Genomic DNA, 16,648 nt, shown 5'->3' with positions numbered 1-16,648 from the left:
CCCCTATGGTGCCTTGATTGGTGGGGGTGGGCGCCAGATTGGCGGTGGGAATCTGGATCGGGGTCGGCGTGGCCGCGATGATGGTTCCTGTGGAGGTGGCAGGATACCCGGTCAACTGATTCCCGTTGGAGTCCACGAGATACCCGTTTTTATCCAGCTGAAACTGGCCATTGCGGGTGAAACTGATGTTCCCGTTGTTGTTCATCCGAAAAAAACCCTGACCATTGATGGCCATATCCAGGGGATTTCCCGTGGACTGGATATTACCTTGAGTGAAACTTTGGGACACTCTGGACACTTGGGTTCCAATTCCAATGGCGGTACTGCTCGAACTGTTGAAGGCCGAGGCAAAGATATCGGAAAACTGTGTGTTGGAAGATTTGAATCCGACCGTGCTGGCATTGGCGATGTTGTTGCCAATTGTATTCAATTGGCTGGCAGAGGCATCCAGTCCGCTGAGTCCTTGTTGAAAAGCCATGGTGGTTGCTCCTTGGAGATAGTGAAGTTACTGGATGTAGGCGACGGACGAAAGGTTGAAACTGCCCAGGGTACCTAAATCGAGAGAAGCGCCCTGACTGCCCATGGTGACTGAACCCACCTTGCCGGAAGACAGGGGGGTGGCGGTGACGGAAGCGCCCCCCTGAGTGGCGGTGGCGACTATCTGATAGTTCCCCGAGGGAACCTGAGCGCCGGATTTGTCCAATCCATTCCAGGTGATGGGAACGACCCCCGCCGGTTGAGCGCCCAGGTTGAGGGTGTTCAGGACGGTTCCTGCACTGTTTTTGATGGCCACGGTCAGATTGCTGACGGCTTGAGGAAGTGTTACGCCCGCATTGGCGGGACTGCCTGAGGTCAACTGGAGAGTATTGCCCGGAACCAGAACGTTATGTCCGATCAGGCTGGTGGCGGCAGCCATGGACTGACTTCCAGAGAGGCTGGTATTGAGCGCAGTCAGGGTTTTATTCAACTGACTGATGCCGCTCACCGTGCTGATCTGGGCCAATTGGGAGGTCATTTGCCCACTGTCCATGGGATTCATGGGGTTCTGGTTTTGTAATTGGGTGATCAGCAGAGTCATGAAATTGTTTTGCATGGCCGCTGCGCTCGTGTTGGTTACACTGCCCAAGGCTTGGCTGGAAGAAGTCGAACTGGAATTTCCCAGAGAACTGTTGGATTGGTTCAGTTGGGCGATCAATGCACTGGTAGGGTTGACGGTGGTCATGGCGGGGCTCCTATGGACCAAGAGTGAGTGTTTTGAGTAACAACGTATTTGACGTATTCAGAACTTCCACGTTGTTCTGGTAAGACCGGGAAGAGGAAATCATGTTGACCATTTCCTCCACGACATTGACATTGGGCATCGTGACAAAGCCCTGGGGGTCAGCCAGCGGATTGCCTGGGTCATACATTTTTTTCATGGGGGTAGGGTCATTGATGACCTGATCCACCTGTACAGCAGTGCCGCCCTGGTGGTTCAGGGGAATGGCTTTGAAGATAACCTGTTTGGCGTGGTAGGGTTGGCCATCGGCGCCCGTCGCACTGTCTGCATTGGCAAGATTGCTGGCCACCACATTGAGGCGCTCTGACTGGGCTGTCAGTGCCGAACTGGAAATGCTCAGAACATCGAAGAGGGACATGGTCATTTACCTCAATTCAGAACGCTCAGGATATCCCGGATCTGCTGGGTTCCAAACCGGAGGCTGGCCTGGTAGCGCACAGCGCTTTCGGAATATTGAGCGCGTTCGACATCCAGGTTGACGGTGTTTCCGTCCGCACTGGGCTGAACCGTGGCACGGTACAGAAGCGGTGAACCTGCCGCATTTTCTCCCGTACTGGCGCCCAGATGATCGGGGGAGGGAGTGTTCAGCGACAAAGGCGGGGTCTTCCCCTGCTGCAAGGCAGTGGCCAGCGCTTCCCGGAAATCGATGTCACGGGCCAGGTAACCGGGGGTGTCTGCATTGGCAATGTTCGACGCGATCAACTCCTGACGCGTTTCCTGAACATGCAGGGCGCTCTGCTGAAATTGCAACGTGCGATCGAGGGCGGTAGCCATCACGAGTTTCCTGTCCCATAATATGCCAAGGATTTCCAGTGATCATGGTATTCCTTTGGGAATATCCGTTAAGGGAAGATTAAAAGGAGGTTATGCCCCTTTTTCATGGTTTCAAGGGCGGGAGGCGTAATGGCAAAATGGATGAGGATGGGGTTGTTGAGCCTCGTGTTGGTGACTGGGCAGAGTTGGGCAGACACGGCGGAAACGCTGGTGGTGGCCATACGGCACTTTGTTGAAAGTCAATGGGCTGGGAATCAGGGGGAACTTTCCGTGGTGGTGGAACATCCTACCTACGGCCAGTGGCCGGAACACTGTCCCTCCCCGCAGTTGTCTCTTCCCCCCGGGGTTCGACCAGAGGGACGTTTCATGGTGGCTTTGCGGTGTGCCAACGAAACCGATGGCAGTGTGTGGAGTCGGATGGTGCCTGTGCGGGTGATTCTGACCGCTGACTACTACGTGGCCCGTCACCCCTTGATGCGGGATACTCCCTTGAATGAAACGGATTTTGAAATTCGGCATGGGGTACTGGATCATTCTGGGGCGGTGACTCGACAGACCGATTTGACTGGCAAGGTTTTACGCCAGGGACTGAATGCAGGACAGGTTCTGAGGGAGGATATGATGCGCGAGGCCTACGTAGTCCAGCAAGGCCAGACGGTTCAAGTCCAGGTGGTGGGGGATGGTTTCAAGATCAGTACGGATGGGCAGGCACTGAACAATGCGGCATTGGGTCAGAATGTGCAGGTGCGTACGGTTACCGGAAAAATGCTCAGCGGGACTGCCCAGGAAAACGGCATGGTCCGTGTGAATCCGGGAAACTGATCAAGGGGCCTGGCTATCCATGGTTCGGAGGGTACAAAGATGACCGAGGAATTCAAAACATTATCCCAATGGGTCTCTTTTCTGGAGACTTCAATATTGCCGGTATCCCGAAACAGTCTGGCAGATCTGGAGATGCTGCGCTTCGACGAGGAGCAACTTTCGGTACTGACCGTGGCGCGCATCGTTTTGCGTGATCCCCTTCTGATGGCCCATGTGTTACGCTATTTACAGAATCATCGGTCCCGCCACCAGGAAACCGAAATCATCGAGGTGGAACAGGCGATCCTGGTATTGGGCCTGGACGCTTTCTATCAAAAGGTCATGGGAGGACTGGGTTCTATTGAGGACCAATTGAACGAGCATCCCGCAGCGCTGACCAATCTGCAGCGTGTGGAAAGGCGCGCCGAACGGGCGGCAGATTATGCACGGGAGTGGGCCATTCGTCTCAATGATCGGCGTTTCGGTGAAGTATATGTGGCTACCCTGCTGCATGATTTGGCGGAAATGTTGTTATGGATTTTTGCGCCTCTGCCCATGCTCAAAATTCGCGAGGCCCAGCAGATGGATAGCACCTTGCGCAGTCAGAACATTCAGGAAGAGGTGCTGGGGTTTACCGTACATGCGTTGCAGCATGAACTGGTGATTCGATGGGGATTGCCCCAATTACTGGTCATGTTGATGGAAGATGCGCAGGCGACTTCGTCCAGAGTGCGCAATGTGACTTTGGCGGTCAATCTGGCCCGTCATTCCGACAACGGGTGGGATGATGCAGCCTTGCCTGACGATTACAACGACATCGGTCAGTTATTGCGCATGACGCCCCTGGAGGTACGGCGCTGGGTGGTCCCGCACGAAACGGAAAGGTTCAATCGGTCTTTATGACGGAATTCCCCCGGTCAAATTTGGATCCCGAAGATTGGGAAAGTGAACGGCATCAGGCCCATGCCATGCTCGATGATCTTCTGGACTATATGCAGAACTTGACGGAACGACCTGTGTGGCAGCCCATCCCGGATTCCGTGCGCCACTCTTTCCAGGAAAACTCCCCCGGTGGAGGACAGTCTCTGGAGGAGATCCATCAACGGTTCATGAAGGATATCCTTCCCTATGCAGTAGGAAATGCGCACCCTGGGTTCATGGGATGGGTCCATGGTGGCGGGACGGTGGTGGGCATGTTGGCTGAAATGTTGGCGGGGGGATTGAACGCCAATCTGGGCGGTCGTGATCAGATTCCCGTGGCGGTGGAACAACAAATCCTGCGCTGGGTGCGGGCATGGTTTCGCTTTCCTGAGACGGCGCAAGGGATATTCACCACAGGAACCTCCCAGGGTACTCTGATGGCCCTGTGGGTGGCACGAGTCGCCCGATGGGGGGAAAGGGTTCGTCAGGAGGGGGTGGGGGCGCATACCTTGAGGGTCTACGCGGCATCGACGGTACATGGTTCTCTGCACAAGGCACTGGATTTGAGTGGGCTGGGGAAAAAATCCCTGCATCTGGTTGCCCTGGATGAATCCGGGCGGATGGATGTTGCAGCGCTCCAGGTTCAAATCGGGGAAGACCGTCAGGCAGGGTTGACTCCTTTCATGGTGGTGGGTTCCGCCGGCACCGTGGACACCGGGGCCATCGATGATCTGGCAGCCCTTGCTGTTCTGTGCCGGACACAGTCTCTATGGTTTCATGTGGATGGAGCATTGGGTGCGCTGGGCTGTTGGAGTGCCGAGTTGGCTCCTCTGTTCCAGGGGATCGAACAGGCAGATTCTCTGGCCTTCGATTTTCACAAGTGGGGGCAAGTGCCCTACGACGCCGGGTTTTTATTAATACGCGAGGGTTCGCTACAACGCCAAACCTTCTCTTCGTCTGCCCGTTATCTGGCTCGTGAGGAACGGGGAACGGCCGCAGGAGAGGATTGGCCCTGCGATCTGGGCCCCGATCTGTCGCGCGGGTTCCGTGCGCTCAAAACCTGGATGACCGTGTGTCGGTACGGAACCGAGCGGTTGGGGGCCATGATGGCCCACACCTGTGCATTGGCTCGTTTCGTGGCAGAAAAAGTGAGCCAGGAAGCCTCTCTTGAGTTGATGGCGCCCGTCACTCTCAACATCGTCTGCTTTCGTTATCGGGCAGAACCCGCACAGGTGGACGCATTGAATGCGCAGATTGCCATTGCCCTTCAGGAATCTGGAATTGCCGTTCCCTCGATGACGCTGGTGCGCGGGCAGCGCGTCCTGCGGTTGGCGCTGGTGAATCATCGAACCCGGGCACGGGATCTGGAGGCATTGATCTGCGCCGTGCTTCATTTGGGACAACGTTTTTCAACAGGGAGAATTCAATTGTCATGAATCCAGTCACGTATCATGGTTTGGCACAGTTGATGACGCGCACCTACCACGGAGAAGATCTGACGGAACTGGGGCAGGAACTGATCAAACGCACCTCTCTCCCGCCCCATGAGGGGGGGCCGGAAGTTTTTCTGGATCTGGCTATTCTCCTGCATCTGAGGGGGTTCCACGAAATGGCGCGGGAGGTGCAGATGCAGGCATTGCGCCAACGGCAGACCTATGTGTTACCCGCAGCCCGGGCTCCGGCCCTGCGCTTGTTGGCCTTGATGGTTCCGGGAGAATTGAATGCCAATACGCCACTGGAATTTTTGGTGGAGGATTCAGACATCGAGTTACATCAGTTATTCATTTCTCCCGAACTGCTTTTCCCATCGCAGATACCGGAACACGATGTGGCCATGGTGGCAGTGGGAGAATCCGAACAAACGCTTCCCTTGCTCCAGGCCCTGGGACTGGCTCTGGTGCATTGGCCCCGACCCGTACTGAATCACCCGGCGCGGATCGCCGGACTGACCCGGGATGGGGTGGCTCTGACCCTGGCGGGAATACCTGAAGTGGTCGCTCCCATGGCGCAACGGGTGGAGCGATCCACACTGGAAACGTGGGCAAGGGAGGAGCATGCCTTTGCCCGGGAAGGGGGGGGAGTCTATCCGGTGATTGTACGCCCCGTGGATTCTCATGCAGGCACAGGGCTCATGAAGATCGACGGGATGGAAGGCTGGCGGGACTACCTGGCACAGAATGAAGAAGGGGTGTTTTTTGTTTCTCCTTTCGTGGATTACCGTAGTTCTGATGGTTTATTCCGGAAATACCGGATTGCTTTGGTGCGGGGTGTTCCCTTTGCCAGCCACCTAGCCATTTCTGACCATTGGATGGTTCATTACCTGAATGGAGGGATGGAGGATTCCGCGCAAAAAAGGGAAGAAGAAGCTCACTTCATGGAACACTTTGAATCTGACTTTGCCCGACGTCAGGCTAATTCTCTGGCTCAGGTGCAGCGCGCACTGGGTTTGGACTACGTGGTATTGGATTGTGCCGAATTGCAGGATGGACGATTATTGATTTTTGAAGCGGACAGTAGTGCCGTAGTCCATGGCATGGATCCCGTGGAACTCTTTCCCTATAAGCGACCCGCCCTACAGAAAGTATTGCAGGCTTTTCGCCAGATGCTCGAAGACGCTCGCCATGCTGCCCCAGGCCTGCCCAGTGCTGTACCGGTTTGAACCGGGGACAGTTGCCAGCGTGGCGCGATGCACCCATAATGCCTTGAATTCGCCAAAATTGGAGTAAGTTTATGTGTGGCATCGTGGGAGCATTGGCACGCCGAGACATCGTACCGATATTGATCGATGGACTCAAACGCCTGGAATACCGGGGTTATGATTCGGCGGGCGTGGCTGTACTGGATTCGGGTCAATTGAAGCGGGTGCGTAGTACGGGTCGAGTCAGCGAGTTGGCACGGGAAGTGGCGGCCACAGGACTGACGGGCACTCTGGGCATTGCGCATACCCGCTGGGCCACCCATGGCGTTCCCAGTGTCCGGAATGCCCATCCTCACCAAAGTAGTAACGAGATGGTGGTGGTGCATAACGGCATCATAGAAAACCACGAATTTCTGCGCCAATTTCTGCAAGCACAAAATTATATTTTCGAATCTGATACCGATACGGAGGTGATTGCACATCTGGTGCATTTCCATGGGCGCCAGGAGCCCGACCTTGGACGAGCTTTCCGTACTGCCCTTGGGCAATTGGAAGGAGCTTATTCCATTGCCCTGATTTCTCGGTCTTATCCCGATCTTCTGTTGGCAGCGCGCAAGGGAAGTCCTCTATTGCTCGGTCTCGGTGAGGAAGAAACATTTCTTGCCTCCGATGCAGCGGCTTTGATCGCTCACACCCGGCGCATGCTTTATCTGGAGGACGGAGATGTGGTGGAAATCACCCCCGCCGGTTATCGTGTGATGACACTGCAGGGAGAACCGCTGAATCGTCAGGAACGCATCAGCCATCTTTCGCCTGAAACTGCCGAATTGGGGCTTTACGATCACTACATGCAAAAGGAGATTGCGGAACAACCCCGCGCCCTGACGGATACGGTGGAACCGATTCTGGCTCGGGGATTCACGCCCGACCTCTTTGGCGTGGGCGCTCAGGCGTGTTTTTCTGATGTGCGGAATGTTCTGTTATTGGCCTGTGGCACCAGTTATCATGCGGCCCTGGTGGCGTGTTACTGGGTGGAGGCCATTGCGCGCATGCCCTGTCGGGCGGAAATCGCCAGCGAATATCGCTACCGGACTTCAGTGCCAGATCCGGAGACCTTGGTGATTACCATTTCTCAGTCGGGAGAAACGGCGGACACCCTGGCTGCCCTGAAACATGCCCAATCCCTCGGAATGCACCATTCCCTGGCCATTTGCAACGTACCGGAAAGTTCGTTGGTACGCCAGTCGACGTTGTCATTCCTGACCCGTGCCGGTATGGAAATTGGGGTGGCTTCCACCAAAGCCTTCACGACGCAATTGGTGGCGCTTTTTGCTCTGGCGGTGACCTTGGCCAAGACGCGCCAGGTATTGACTGAAGGGGCTGAGGCGGCGTATTTCGATGCTTTGCGGCGCTTGCCCAACAAAGTGCAGCATGTGTTGAATCTGGAACCTCAGTTGCGGCTCTGGGCCGAACGTTTCTGCCGCAAGCAGCATGCCCTCTTTCTGGGTCGAGGGGCCCATTACCCCATCGCTCTGGAAGGATCACTCAAACTCAAGGAAATTTCCTACATCCATGCCGAAGCCTATGCAGCCGGAGAACTCAAGCATGGACCGCTGGCCTTGGTGGATGCAGAAATGCCGGTGGTGGCCGTGGCACCCAACGATGATCTGCTCGAGAAACTCAAGTCCAACCTGCAGGAGGTACGCGCGCGGGGGGGGGAATTGTATGTGCTGGCGGACAATGACAGTCATTTTTCTCCTTCCGAGGGGATTCATGTGATTCGGCTTCCGGACCATGAGGGGATCCTGAGTCCGGTGGTCCACGTGGTGCCCCTGCAATTGCTGGCCTACCATACCGCGTGCCTGCGCGGAGCCGATGTGGACAAACCCCGCAATTTGGCCAAGAGCGTGACGGTGGAATGAAGAGGGAAACGTTGACCTTGACCCGGCCAGACGACTGGCACCTGCATCTGCGCGATGGAGCGACCCTGCGTGCGGTGGTTCCACCTTCGGCGCGGGTATTTGGGCGCATCATGGCCATGCCCAACCTCAAACCTCCGGTGACCACAGTGGTGCAGGCGCGGGCTTATCGGGAGCGCATTCTGGCGGCTGTGCCGGAGGAGGCGGGGTGTACACCTTTGCTTTCCCTGTATCTGACAGAATCGACGACCCCTCATGAAGTGGAAGATGCGCAAGCCAGTGGATTCGTGGTGGGCTTCAAGTACTATCCCCAGGGAGCCACAACCCATTCAGAAGCGGGAGTGCGCGACCTGATGCGTTGTGAGGGGGTGTTGAAGGCTTTGGCAGAAACCGGGATGCCGCTGCAAGTCCATGGTGAAGTGACCGACCCTGGCATAGATGTTTTTGACCGTGAGGCCGTATTCATCCAGCGAGAGTTGATCCCTTTGCTGGAACGTTTTCCGGATTTGCGCGTGGTTTTTGAACACATCACCACGGAGGCTGCCGTGGATTTTGTTCGACAGGCAGGTGCCGGGGTGGCGGCAACGGTGACTCCCCAGCATTTGCTCTATAACCGAAACGCGCTGTTTCAAGGCGGAATCCGGCCTCATTACTACTGTTTGCCGGTACTCAAGCGGGAGGAGCATCGCCAGGCGTTATGCGCCATTGTGGCAAAGGGACATCCCCGTTTCTTTCTGGGTACCGACAGCGCGCCCCATGACCGGCAGAACAAGGAAACCGCCTGCGGTTGTGCCGGTATCTATAGTGCACCGGTAGCGTTGCCGTTTTATGCACAAGTATTCGATGCCCTGGGGGCATTGGACAAGTTGGAGGGTTTCGCCAGTCATTTTGGGGCCGATTTTTACCGTGTACCCCGTAACTCCGAAACGGTGACACTGATTCGTCAACCCTGGACGGCGCCTCTTACCCAAGACTTTGAAAACCAAACCCTGGTTCCCCTGGGCGCAGGAGAAATTCTGGACTGGCAGGTGCTTCCCTCTGGTAGAATGGATCAGGGAAGTTGGTTGGACAGTCGCCGCGGAATTCGTTCCGGGGAGGAAAGTCCGGGCTCCACAGAGCAGGATGCCGGCTAACGGCCGGAGGTCGCGAGGCCATGGAAAGTGATACAGAGACTTAAACCGCCCAAGCATCTGGAAGGATGACGGCAAGGGTGAAAAGGTGCGGTAAGAGCGCACCGCGGAGGCGGCAACGCTGACGGCAAGTTAAACCCCATCCGGAGCAAGACCAAATAGGGAAGCATTGGCGTGGCTCGCGCCGCTTCCGGGTAGGTTGCTGGAGCCGTCAGGTAACTGGCGGCCTAGAGGAATGACTGTCCTAGACAGAACCCGGCTTACAGATCAACTTCCCCCCCTCTTTTGTTCAGGCGGTAATATCGGAACTGAGGGAGTGACGCACGGATTCCTCCAGGACAAAACGAATCACCGGATATTCAGGGTGATTCACGCCCACCGTCAACGCTGCCCCACTCCGTACCGCCTCGCGCTGGGAAGGGGAAAGGGTGTAGCGCAGAAAATGCACCGCCGAAGTTTTCTCAGCAGTTTCTCGCTCCATGTCTTCATCCGCCACAGGAAACACCGGTTCAAACCCCTCCACTTGCAACCACAGAGCGCGTTCGATTCCCTTGAGACGTGTCAGCATACGCTTTCGTTCGGTGACTTCGGAATATTCAATCAGGAGGGTGGCCTTCCAGTTATCGCCATCGGGAATCAGAGAAACATAGGAGGCCAATTCCTCCCGAATGGACTCGGGTTCAAATATCTTTTCAATGCGCAACATTTCCTGTATCTGGTATTGAATCGTCAGGCGATCTTCAAATAACAGGGTCAAATGTTTCCCCACATGGACGGTGCGCTGTTTCTTATGGGCCATGACCCGCGCCCGAAACTCCGGACGTTGCCGGGCGTAGGATTCCAGCGACCATAAATCGTCAAGGGTCAGTGACATATCACTCCTCCGGTAATCCATAAGCACGGCGCACCAAGGTCAAAGGATGGGCCTGTGCCACTGCCTCACCCATACCCTGAACGATATGCCGGGTCGCAATGGGACAATCCGACACCACCACCTCCGGTTTGGCCTCCTTCATGCGGTTGAATACCGGTTTGCCGATTTTCATGGAGTCCTCGAAATACTCCACCTTGACTCCCCAGGTTCCATCATGACCAGAACAGCGTTCCACCGTGGTTACCGTAGTCCCTGGAATCATCTGCAAGAGATCCCGGGTACGCAATCCGATGTTCTGGACCCGCAGGTGACACGGCACATGGTAGGACACCCGCCCCAGGGCCTGGGAGAAATCCGTTTTCCACAATCCCTCTCCATGACGGGCCATGAAATATTCAAAGGGATCAAAAAAAGCCTGGGCCACCCGCGCCACCGCTTCATCCTCGGGAAACAACAGAGGCAATTCCTGCTTGAACATCAGCACACAGGAAGGAACCGGTGCCAGCAAAGCATAACCCGCCTGCACCAGCGCATCCAGAACAGGAATATTCTGATTCTTCAGGATTTCAACCCCATCCAAATCCCCCAATTCCAGTCGAGGCATGCCACAACATTTTTCCTGTGCCACCCATCGGACAGGAACCTCATTATGCTCAAGAATTTTAAGCAGGTCCAAACCAATGCCCGGCTCATTGAAATTGGCATAACAAGTGGCAAACAACGCCACTTTTCCGGGGGTATGCGCGCCCGGTCGGGGAGTAAAACTTTCGTTGGGGACAACACGCTGACGTAGGGGTGGGGAAGCGTAAGCGGGCAAAAGCCGATCCCGATGAATCCCCAGGGTATGATGCATCACCGTACGGGTGAAACCAGGTCGGTTGACCGCATTCACCACATTCACCACGATAGGAATCGTTGCCAGTTTACCCAGGGTATCCGTACTGGCCAACAGTTTATCGCGCCATCGGGTTTTACCTGCACGGAACTGAATGGCCTTGGCCCGCAGCATGGTATGAGGAAAATCCAGATTGAAAGGATGAGGAGGCGTATAGGGGCACTTGGTCATGTAACACAGATCACAGAGATAACAGTGATCCACCACATCCCACAAGACTTTTTTTGCAACCTCCTCGACCTTTCCCGAAGGTGTGGCATCCACGGCATCGAATAACAACGGAAACGCCTGACACAAACTGAAACAACGCCGACACCCCTGACAAATGTCATAGATGCGTGTCATCTCCCCTTCGGCCTGCGCCCTGTCCCAGAAATCCGCACTCTTCCAGGGCACCGGATGTCGAATGGGCGCTTCCAGATTGCCTTCGCCAGTCATGTGTCTTCCTTTCCGGGTTAGTCCGCCAGATTGTTCAAGGCCTGACTGAAACGATTGGCATGGGAGCGTTCCGCCTTAGCCAGCGTTTCAAACCAGTCGGCAATTTCGTCAAACCCTTCCTCTCTAGCCACTTTAGCCATGCCAGGATACATGTCTGTGTACTCGTGGGTTTCCCCTTCAATGGCGGCCTTCAAATTCTGGCGACTGGAACCGATAGGCAGTCCAGTGGCCGGATCCCCCACTGCTTCCATATACTCCAGATGACCATGGGCATGCCCTGTCTCACCCTCGGCCGTGGAACGGAAGACGGCAGCCACATCATTTTGCCCTTCGATATCAGCCTTGGCTGCAAAATACAGATAGCGTCGGTTGGCCTGGGATTCTCCGGCAAAAGCTGCTTTCAGATTTTCATGGGTTTGAGTACCTGCCAGTTTCATGGTCTTGCTCCTTGGGTGAGAAATTAAATTAGAATCGATCTAAACCTTCGGAAACTATAGGTCAGTACAGAATGCTTGTCAATCCCTTCGTGACAACTCGAGAAACGAAGCCAATTCCTCGAGCGCAGTCTGATATACCGTACGCTTGAACTCCACCACGCTTTCCATGGGGATCCAATAGGTATTCCAACGCCAATCATCAAATTCGGGCTGCTCTGTAGTTGCCAGAGAAACATCCGAATCGTTGCCCACCATGCGCAGCAGAAACCAAATTTGTTTCTGACCCCGGTAATGACTGCGCCAGTCCCGTCGCAACCATTGGGAAGGGACATCGTAACGCAGCCAGTCGCGGGTACGCCCCAGAATCCGGACATGCCGGGGCAACAATCCCGTTTCTTCCGCCAACTCACGATACATGGCCTGTTCGGGGGTTTCCCCCGCCTGAATCCCTCCCTGAGGAAACTGCCAGGCTTGCTGGCGTACCCGTTTAGCCCAGAAAACCTCATTATGTTCATTACATAGAATAATTCCGACATTGGGTCGGTAACCTTCCCGATCGATCATGCGTCCCCCAACTGGCAAATCTCAAAGTGCTATTCTATCCGTTTTGCGCCTCGGCTTAGGGAGAGTAGTTCATCAGGGGATGCCCAACCATTTATGGATCTGCAGGGAAAGTTGCCAGCGCGGATGGGAACGACAATAAGACACGGTGGCCGGTTCATGACGCCGATCCCCCCCCTCATCCAGCGGTTGCAGCAGAAAATGATGGAAATTCAACGTCACGAACCGTTCCGGCGGGCAATCGGCCTGAGGGTACACCAACTTCAATTCATCTCCCCTATGCACTTGCAAAGGTTCCTTACCCTTGGGACTGACACAGATCCAGTCGATTCCCGGGGGAGGCGGTATCGTTCCGTTGGTTTCCACTGCCACCCCAAATCCCCGTTCATGCAATGCACCAACCAAATCTTCATCCACCTGCAACAGGGGTTCCCCTCCCGTCAATACCACCCAGCGTCGCATGCTGTCCTCCCCCGCCATGCCATCCTGCCAGCAGCGCTCGATCGCATGGGCCAAGGCAGGAGCAGAATCAAACTTCCCCCCGCCTGCGCCCTCCGTTCCCAGAAAATCCGTATCACAAAATCTGCAACGGGCCTGAGCACGATCCTCTGCGCGACCACTCCACAAATTGCAACCGGAAAAACGGCAAAAAACAGCTGCGCGTCCCGTATGGCAACCTTCTCCCTGAAGAGTCAGGAATATCTCCTTGACACTGTAAGTCATGATTTATCGAAGAGGGCCGTGAATGGGCAAAGTCCAGACCTTTCCTGAACCCGGGGTGTCATACAGATCCAGTCTATCCAGGGCGGGCAGCAAGGGACGGGTACGCGCCACGATCCAGTCGAGCAAAGCCAGGGTGGTTCCTGCCGGAACCTTGTCATGCAGGGGTTGGTGATCCAACTCACGATACAGGGGGTCAAACAGGCGTTTGACTTCTCCAAAATCCTGGGTCCAGCCCATCATCTCGTCCAGAGGAGCAGAAAGTCCCAAGCGCAAGCGATAGGTATGCCCCCACAGCCCCCCCTCAGGAGAGCGCAGGGCACTGTCGAAACTTTGTTCCTTCCAGATGCGATAACGGGTACCATCAAAAGAACTACCGCTGGAAGCGGTTTCATACACCGTGACTTGAGTCAATACCTGTCCCTGGGCTTGCAAGCGGGACCAGATCCAACTGGCCAGAATTTCAGAGGTGGGAATATCCAGACCCCTCAGTTCATTCAGACACTGTCCATGCAACTGGGCATGCAACCTGGCCCACTGGGTTTTTAACTGCATGACCTGACCTTCTTCCCAGGGAAAAAACAACACAGCCTCGAATCCATGTCCATGCAGACGTCCGCATTTATGTCCAGCGGGCACATTGGGAAGAAAATGCGCCGACTCGAAACGATCGCGCATCCATCCATGCAACCGTCCTGCGGTATCACGCACCACCCCTTGCCGGGGGCCCGATGCCAAACATCCGTGACTGCCCGGAGCCAAATCCAGTTGCTTTTCGATCCAATGCCAGATTTCCCCGTCATGCCGTTGGGAGAAAAGCAAATCAAGGTCCTGGTAATCCAGTCGCTCCACCACGTTGCTCAACAGGTCACCCAGTCCCCCACTACTCTCTCCCTGCAGCGGATGGCATACTTCCACCCGGAAACTATGACCATGACGGCCTTGCAAACGCAGGTCCGCCGCTCCGGGCACCCGTCGGGAAGCCTCGAACCCACGGGCCTGCCAGTCATGGCGCGCTCCCGCAGATTCGGTTGCCTCTGCTTTCATGCCGTGACACTCCCGTAACGCACCATCAAAGGATCCGGCACCCCCACCTGGGCAAATCCACGGGCCCGCAACAAACAGGCATCGCAATGTCCGCAAGGTTTCCCCTCAGGCCCCGGATCATAACAACTGGTGGTCAGCCCATAATCCACACCCAAGACCAAACCCTGCCGTATGATGTCGGCCTTGGTCAGATTCAGAAGCGGCGCATGGAGAGTCAGTGGAGCCCCTTCAACTGCCCGGCGAGTTGCCAGATTAGCCATTCTTTCAAAAGCGCTCAGATATTCCGGACGACAGTCCGGGTAACCGCTGTAGTCCAGCGCATTGACCCCGATGAACAGGTCCGATACCTCAAGTACCTCAGCCCAGGCCAGCGCAAAAGACAGAAAAATAGTATTCCGCGCGGGCACATAGGTCACTGGAATGGCCTGTTCCTGATCGAGATTGCGATCCTTGGGGACCTCCTGAGTGGTCGTCAGAGCCGATCCCCCTATCCCGCGCAGATCGATATTGACCACAGAATGGTGGATCACTCCGGGTTGAAGGGCAAGACGCCGGGCGCAGTCCAATTCGTGAGCATGACGTTGGCCATAGGCAAAACTCATGGCGTATACCCCAAAGCCCTGTTGGCGCGCCATCGCCAGTACGGTGGCCGAATCCAAACCCCCGCTCAGCAGAATGACGGCGTTTCGCCCTGCCATCAGGCGAGTTCCCGTACCACTTCGGCCAGACAAGTCTTTCCTTTGCCCGAACGCTTGGCTTGATACATGGCTCGATCTGCCGCCAGCAACAACTCATTGGTGGTCATGCCATGCAGCGGAAATAATGCCGCGCCTATGCTGGCCCCCAAACGACAGGTCTGTTGATTCAGAATCATGGGTTGGGAAATCGCTTCAATCAACCGGGCACCTAATTTCAAAGAGTCATCCTCGGTCAAAGCGGCCGCGGAGAGGACCACAAATTCGTCACCCCCAAGACGAGCCACAAATCCTGTTTTTCCCACCACTTCCCGTAAGCGCCCGGCCACGATCACCAGTGCCTGATCTCCGGCCTCATGATGCAGGGTATCGTTGATCGGCTTGAAACCATCCAGATCCAGAAAAAACAGACTGTACGTCCGGCCCTGCCCATGCAAACGCCCATGGACATCGTGAAAATGGGGACGGTTGGGCAAACCGGTCAGGGAATCGTGCAGCGCCAGAAAGTCGATGCGTTGCCGCGCCGCTTCTTCTTCCGAAACATCCCGCACCATACCAATGATCAAGTTACCCTGCTGACGTTTCACTTCCGTCAAGGCAACCCTCATAGGAAAAACCTCTCCTGACGTCCTCAAGCCCAGAATCCGTTCGTCCTGCACGCCCTGTACCGTGGATACCCCACCCCATTGGTGGGGTACGGCCCCCCCTCTTTCCGAGATCAGACGAGTCACCTTTTTCCCCACCATGTGGGTTGCGGGGTAACCAAAAATCTTTTCTGCCGACTTATTATAACTTTGCACCACACCCGCCTCGTCAGTGGTGATGATCGCTTCGAAGGCATTGTCCAGAATGGCAAAAAGACTGTCCTGCAAGGTGGCGATGCGTTGCATGGAGCGCATGCGTGCCTCCAGCACTTCGAACACTACAGGCTTGATGAGATAATCGTCAGCCCCGGCATCCAGAGTGGACACGATTTCCTCCTTGGCCGACAAGGAAGTCATGATCATGACCGGAACCCAGCGCGCCCCCGTCATGGCCTTGATCCGTCGGGTTGCTTCCACCCCATCCATTTCCGGCATGATCACATCCATCAGGACCAAATCGGGCACCCGCGCCTGATAAGCCTCGACAGCCAGGCGGCCATTCTGGACATAGGTCACTTCGTGACCCTGCTGTTCCATGAACCGCTGAATCGGTAGCGAAGTCGCGCGCGAATCATCGGCGAGGAGAACGTGCATGCTGATTCACTCCTGTGTATATACCATTGTGAAGGGAGAAACATTGTAAAACATTCCTCACTCTCTCAACCAATTTTCGATCCAATACGTGCGGCTTCAACCACGGTTCGATCAAGCAATTCCAGACATTGATCCAGGGCTTGCGTCACCCCCTCGTCGGAAAGCGTTTCCAACCAAGGAAACAGAAGACGTGCGCCCAGACAAAGACGCAAAGCCCATCGCTCAGGCCCTTGGCCGCCCCCCTCCCCCAACCGGACCGGTTGCCCCCAACGCCCCCGAAC

The 16,648-nt window shown here is 55.7% G+C and carries 18 protein-coding genes, 1 other RNA gene and 1 pseudogene; 7 read left to right on the top strand and 13 right to left on the bottom strand.

Translation table 11 applies throughout. The features are described from left to right. The 4 genes from IV91_RS0112145 to flgB form a co-directional block, all read right to left on the bottom strand. Positions 1 to 478: flagellar hook-basal body complex protein (locus IV91_RS0112145; protein WP_031598786.1), on the bottom strand; the 478-nt coding region annotated here is incomplete at its 3' end. A gap of 27 nt (positions 479 to 505) precedes the next feature. Further along, a complete protein-coding gene (locus IV91_RS0112140; RefSeq protein ID WP_031598784.1) occupies positions 506 to 1,222 on the bottom strand; it encodes a flagellar hook assembly protein FlgD in 717 nt (238 codons plus the stop codon). A 10-nt stretch (positions 1,223 to 1,232) separates the two neighbouring features. Continuing rightward, entirely contained in the window at positions 1,233 to 1,637 is a 405-nt protein-coding gene (gene flgC / locus IV91_RS0112135; RefSeq protein ID WP_031598782.1) for a flagellar basal body rod protein FlgC, read from the bottom strand. Between the two features lie 11 nt (positions 1,638 to 1,648). After that, positions 1,649 to 2,053 carry a flagellar basal body rod protein FlgB gene (gene flgB / locus IV91_RS0112130; protein WP_031598779.1) on the bottom strand — a complete coding sequence of 135 codons (405 nt, stop codon included), beginning with the start codon at positions 2,051 to 2,053 and terminating at the stop codon, positions 1,649 to 1,651. A gap of 129 nt (positions 2,054 to 2,182) precedes the next feature. On the opposite strand from flgB, the gene flgA reads away from it, so the two are divergent. The 7 genes and pseudogenes from flgA (at position 2,183) to rnpB (ending at position 9,741) form a co-directional block, all read left to right on the top strand. Continuing rightward, positions 2,183 to 2,875, top strand: a complete 693-nt coding sequence (gene flgA / locus IV91_RS16005; RefSeq protein ID WP_160171580.1) for a flagellar basal body P-ring formation chaperone FlgA — start codon at positions 2,183 to 2,185, stop codon at positions 2,873 to 2,875. A 39-nt stretch (positions 2,876 to 2,914) separates the two neighbouring features. Continuing rightward, entirely contained in the window at positions 2,915 to 3,757 is an 843-nt protein-coding gene (locus IV91_RS0112120; RefSeq protein ID WP_035418034.1) for an HDOD domain-containing protein, read from the top strand. Then, entirely contained in the window at positions 3,754 to 5,211 is a 1,458-nt protein-coding gene (locus tag IV91_RS0112115) for a pyridoxal phosphate-dependent decarboxylase family protein (protein WP_031598773.1), read from the top strand. The genes IV91_RS0112120 and IV91_RS0112115 overlap by 4 nt, the downstream gene beginning before the upstream one ends. Then, the gene (locus IV91_RS0112110) at positions 5,208 to 6,434 is read left to right on the top strand and encodes an ATP-grasp domain-containing protein (protein WP_031598771.1); all 1,227 of its coding nucleotides are present in this window, start codon (positions 5,208 to 5,210) and stop codon (positions 6,432 to 6,434) included. Before IV91_RS0112115 ends, IV91_RS0112110 begins: the two co-directional genes overlap by 4 nt. Before the next feature lie 71 nt (positions 6,435 to 6,505). Continuing rightward, positions 6,506 to 8,335: a glutamine--fructose-6-phosphate transaminase (isomerizing) gene (glmS, locus tag IV91_RS0112105; RefSeq protein WP_031598769.1), complete on the top strand. Its 1,830-nt coding sequence runs from the start codon at positions 6,506 to 6,508 to the stop codon at positions 8,333 to 8,335. Next, positions 8,332 to 9,363: pseudogene (gene pyrC / locus IV91_RS19810) on the top strand (dihydroorotase); the annotation flags it as partial. The gene glmS and the pseudogene pyrC, both read left to right, overlap by 4 nt. A 25-nt stretch (positions 9,364 to 9,388) precedes the next feature. Next, an RNA gene (rnpB, locus tag IV91_RS16930) (RNase P RNA component class A) lies at positions 9,389 to 9,741 on the top strand. Between the two features lie 10 nt (positions 9,742 to 9,751). Here rnpB and IV91_RS0112095 read toward each other — a convergent pair. The 9 genes from IV91_RS0112095 to IV91_RS18495 form a co-directional block, all read right to left on the bottom strand. Continuing rightward, positions 9,752 to 10,336, bottom strand: a complete 585-nt coding sequence (locus tag IV91_RS0112095) for a DUF3501 family protein (protein WP_150112484.1) — start codon at positions 10,334 to 10,336, stop codon at positions 9,752 to 9,754. 1 nt (position 10,337) lies between these two features. Then, on the bottom strand, positions 10,338 to 11,669 hold the full coding sequence (locus IV91_RS0112090) for a (Fe-S)-binding protein (protein ID WP_031598760.1): 1,332 nt from the start codon (positions 11,667 to 11,669) through the stop codon (positions 10,338 to 10,340). Positions 11,670 to 11,686: 17 nt separating this feature from the next. Then, a complete protein-coding gene (locus IV91_RS0112085) occupies positions 11,687 to 12,106 on the bottom strand; it encodes a rubrerythrin family protein (protein ID WP_031598757.1) in 420 nt (139 codons plus the stop codon). A 78-nt stretch (positions 12,107 to 12,184) separates the two neighbouring features. Continuing rightward, positions 12,185 to 12,670 (bottom strand): RNA pyrophosphohydrolase, encoded by a 486-nt coding sequence (locus IV91_RS0112080; protein WP_031598756.1) that lies wholly within the window; start codon positions 12,668 to 12,670, stop codon positions 12,185 to 12,187. Positions 12,671 to 12,742: 72 nt separating this feature from the next. Further along, positions 12,743 to 13,390, bottom strand: a complete 648-nt coding sequence (gene queE, locus IV91_RS0112075) for a 7-carboxy-7-deazaguanine synthase (protein ID WP_031598755.1) — start codon at positions 13,388 to 13,390, stop codon at positions 12,743 to 12,745. A 3-nt stretch (positions 13,391 to 13,393) separates the two neighbouring features. Continuing rightward, the gene (locus IV91_RS0112070; protein WP_051862670.1) at positions 13,394 to 14,434 is read right to left on the bottom strand and encodes a 6-pyruvoyl trahydropterin synthase family protein; all 1,041 of its coding nucleotides are present in this window, start codon (positions 14,432 to 14,434) and stop codon (positions 13,394 to 13,396) included. After that, on the bottom strand, positions 14,431 to 15,132 hold the full coding sequence (gene queC / locus IV91_RS0112065) for a 7-cyano-7-deazaguanine synthase QueC (RefSeq protein WP_031598752.1): 702 nt from the start codon (positions 15,130 to 15,132) through the stop codon (positions 14,431 to 14,433). The genes IV91_RS0112070 and queC overlap by 4 nt, the downstream gene beginning before the upstream one ends. Continuing rightward, entirely contained in the window at positions 15,132 to 16,367 is a 1,236-nt protein-coding gene (locus IV91_RS0112060) for a diguanylate cyclase (RefSeq protein WP_031598750.1), read from the bottom strand. Before IV91_RS0112060 ends, queC begins: the two co-directional genes overlap by 1 nt. Positions 16,368 to 16,432: 65 nt before the next feature. Next, positions 16,433 to 16,648: hypothetical protein (locus IV91_RS18495; RefSeq protein ID WP_035418032.1), on the bottom strand; the 216-nt coding region annotated here is incomplete at its 5' end.

The organism is Ferrovum myxofaciens (assembly GCF_000735045.1).
In the GTDB taxonomy this organism is placed as follows: Bacteria; Pseudomonadota; Gammaproteobacteria; order Burkholderiales; family Ferrovaceae; genus Ferrovum; species Ferrovum myxofaciens.
This window is presented reverse-complemented; position numbering and strand designations above follow the sequence as displayed.

Excerpts from the sequence above, each read along its gene's own strand:
- IV91_RS0112070 (WP_051862670.1), bottom strand. The coding sequence starts at position 14,434 with ATGAAAGCAGAGGCAACCGAATCTGCGGGAGCGCGCCATGACTGGCAG.
- IV91_RS0112080 (WP_031598756.1), bottom strand. The coding sequence starts at position 12,670 with ATGATCGATCGGGAAGGTTACCGACCCAATGTCGGAATTATTCTATGT.
- IV91_RS0112120 (WP_035418034.1), top strand. The coding sequence starts at position 2,915 with ATGACCGAGGAATTCAAAACATTATCCCAATGGGTCTCTTTTCTGGAG.
- flgB (WP_031598779.1), bottom strand. The coding sequence starts at position 2,053 with ATGGCTACCGCCCTCGATCGCACGTTGCAATTTCAGCAGAGCGCCCTG.
- IV91_RS0112095 (WP_150112484.1), bottom strand. The coding sequence starts at position 10,336 with ATGTCACTGACCCTTGACGATTTATGGTCGCTGGAATCCTACGCCCGG.
- queE (WP_031598755.1), bottom strand. The coding sequence starts at position 13,390 with ATGACTTACAGTGTCAAGGAGATATTCCTGACTCTTCAGGGAGAAGGT.
- glmS (WP_031598769.1), top strand. The coding sequence starts at position 6,506 with ATGTGTGGCATCGTGGGAGCATTGGCACGCCGAGACATCGTACCGATA.
- flgA (WP_160171580.1), top strand. The coding sequence starts at position 2,183 with ATGGCAAAATGGATGAGGATGGGGTTGTTGAGCCTCGTGTTGGTGACT.
- queC (WP_031598752.1), bottom strand. The coding sequence starts at position 15,132 with ATGGCAGGGCGAAACGCCGTCATTCTGCTGAGCGGGGGTTTGGATTCG.
- IV91_RS0112085 (WP_031598757.1), bottom strand. The coding sequence starts at position 12,106 with ATGAAACTGGCAGGTACTCAAACCCATGAAAATCTGAAAGCAGCTTTT.
- flgC (WP_031598782.1), bottom strand. The coding sequence starts at position 1,637 with ATGTCCCTCTTCGATGTTCTGAGCATTTCCAGTTCGGCACTGACAGCC.
- IV91_RS0112140 (WP_031598784.1), bottom strand. The coding sequence starts at position 1,222 with ATGACCACCGTCAACCCTACCAGTGCATTGATCGCCCAACTGAACCAA.
- IV91_RS0112060 (WP_031598750.1), bottom strand. The coding sequence starts at position 16,367 with ATGCACGTTCTCCTCGCCGATGATTCGCGCGCGACTTCGCTACCGATT.
- IV91_RS0112115 (WP_031598773.1), top strand. The coding sequence starts at position 3,754 with ATGACGGAATTCCCCCGGTCAAATTTGGATCCCGAAGATTGGGAAAGT.
- IV91_RS0112110 (WP_031598771.1), top strand. The coding sequence starts at position 5,208 with ATGAATCCAGTCACGTATCATGGTTTGGCACAGTTGATGACGCGCACC.
- IV91_RS0112090 (WP_031598760.1), bottom strand. The coding sequence starts at position 11,669 with ATGACTGGCGAAGGCAATCTGGAAGCGCCCATTCGACATCCGGTGCCC.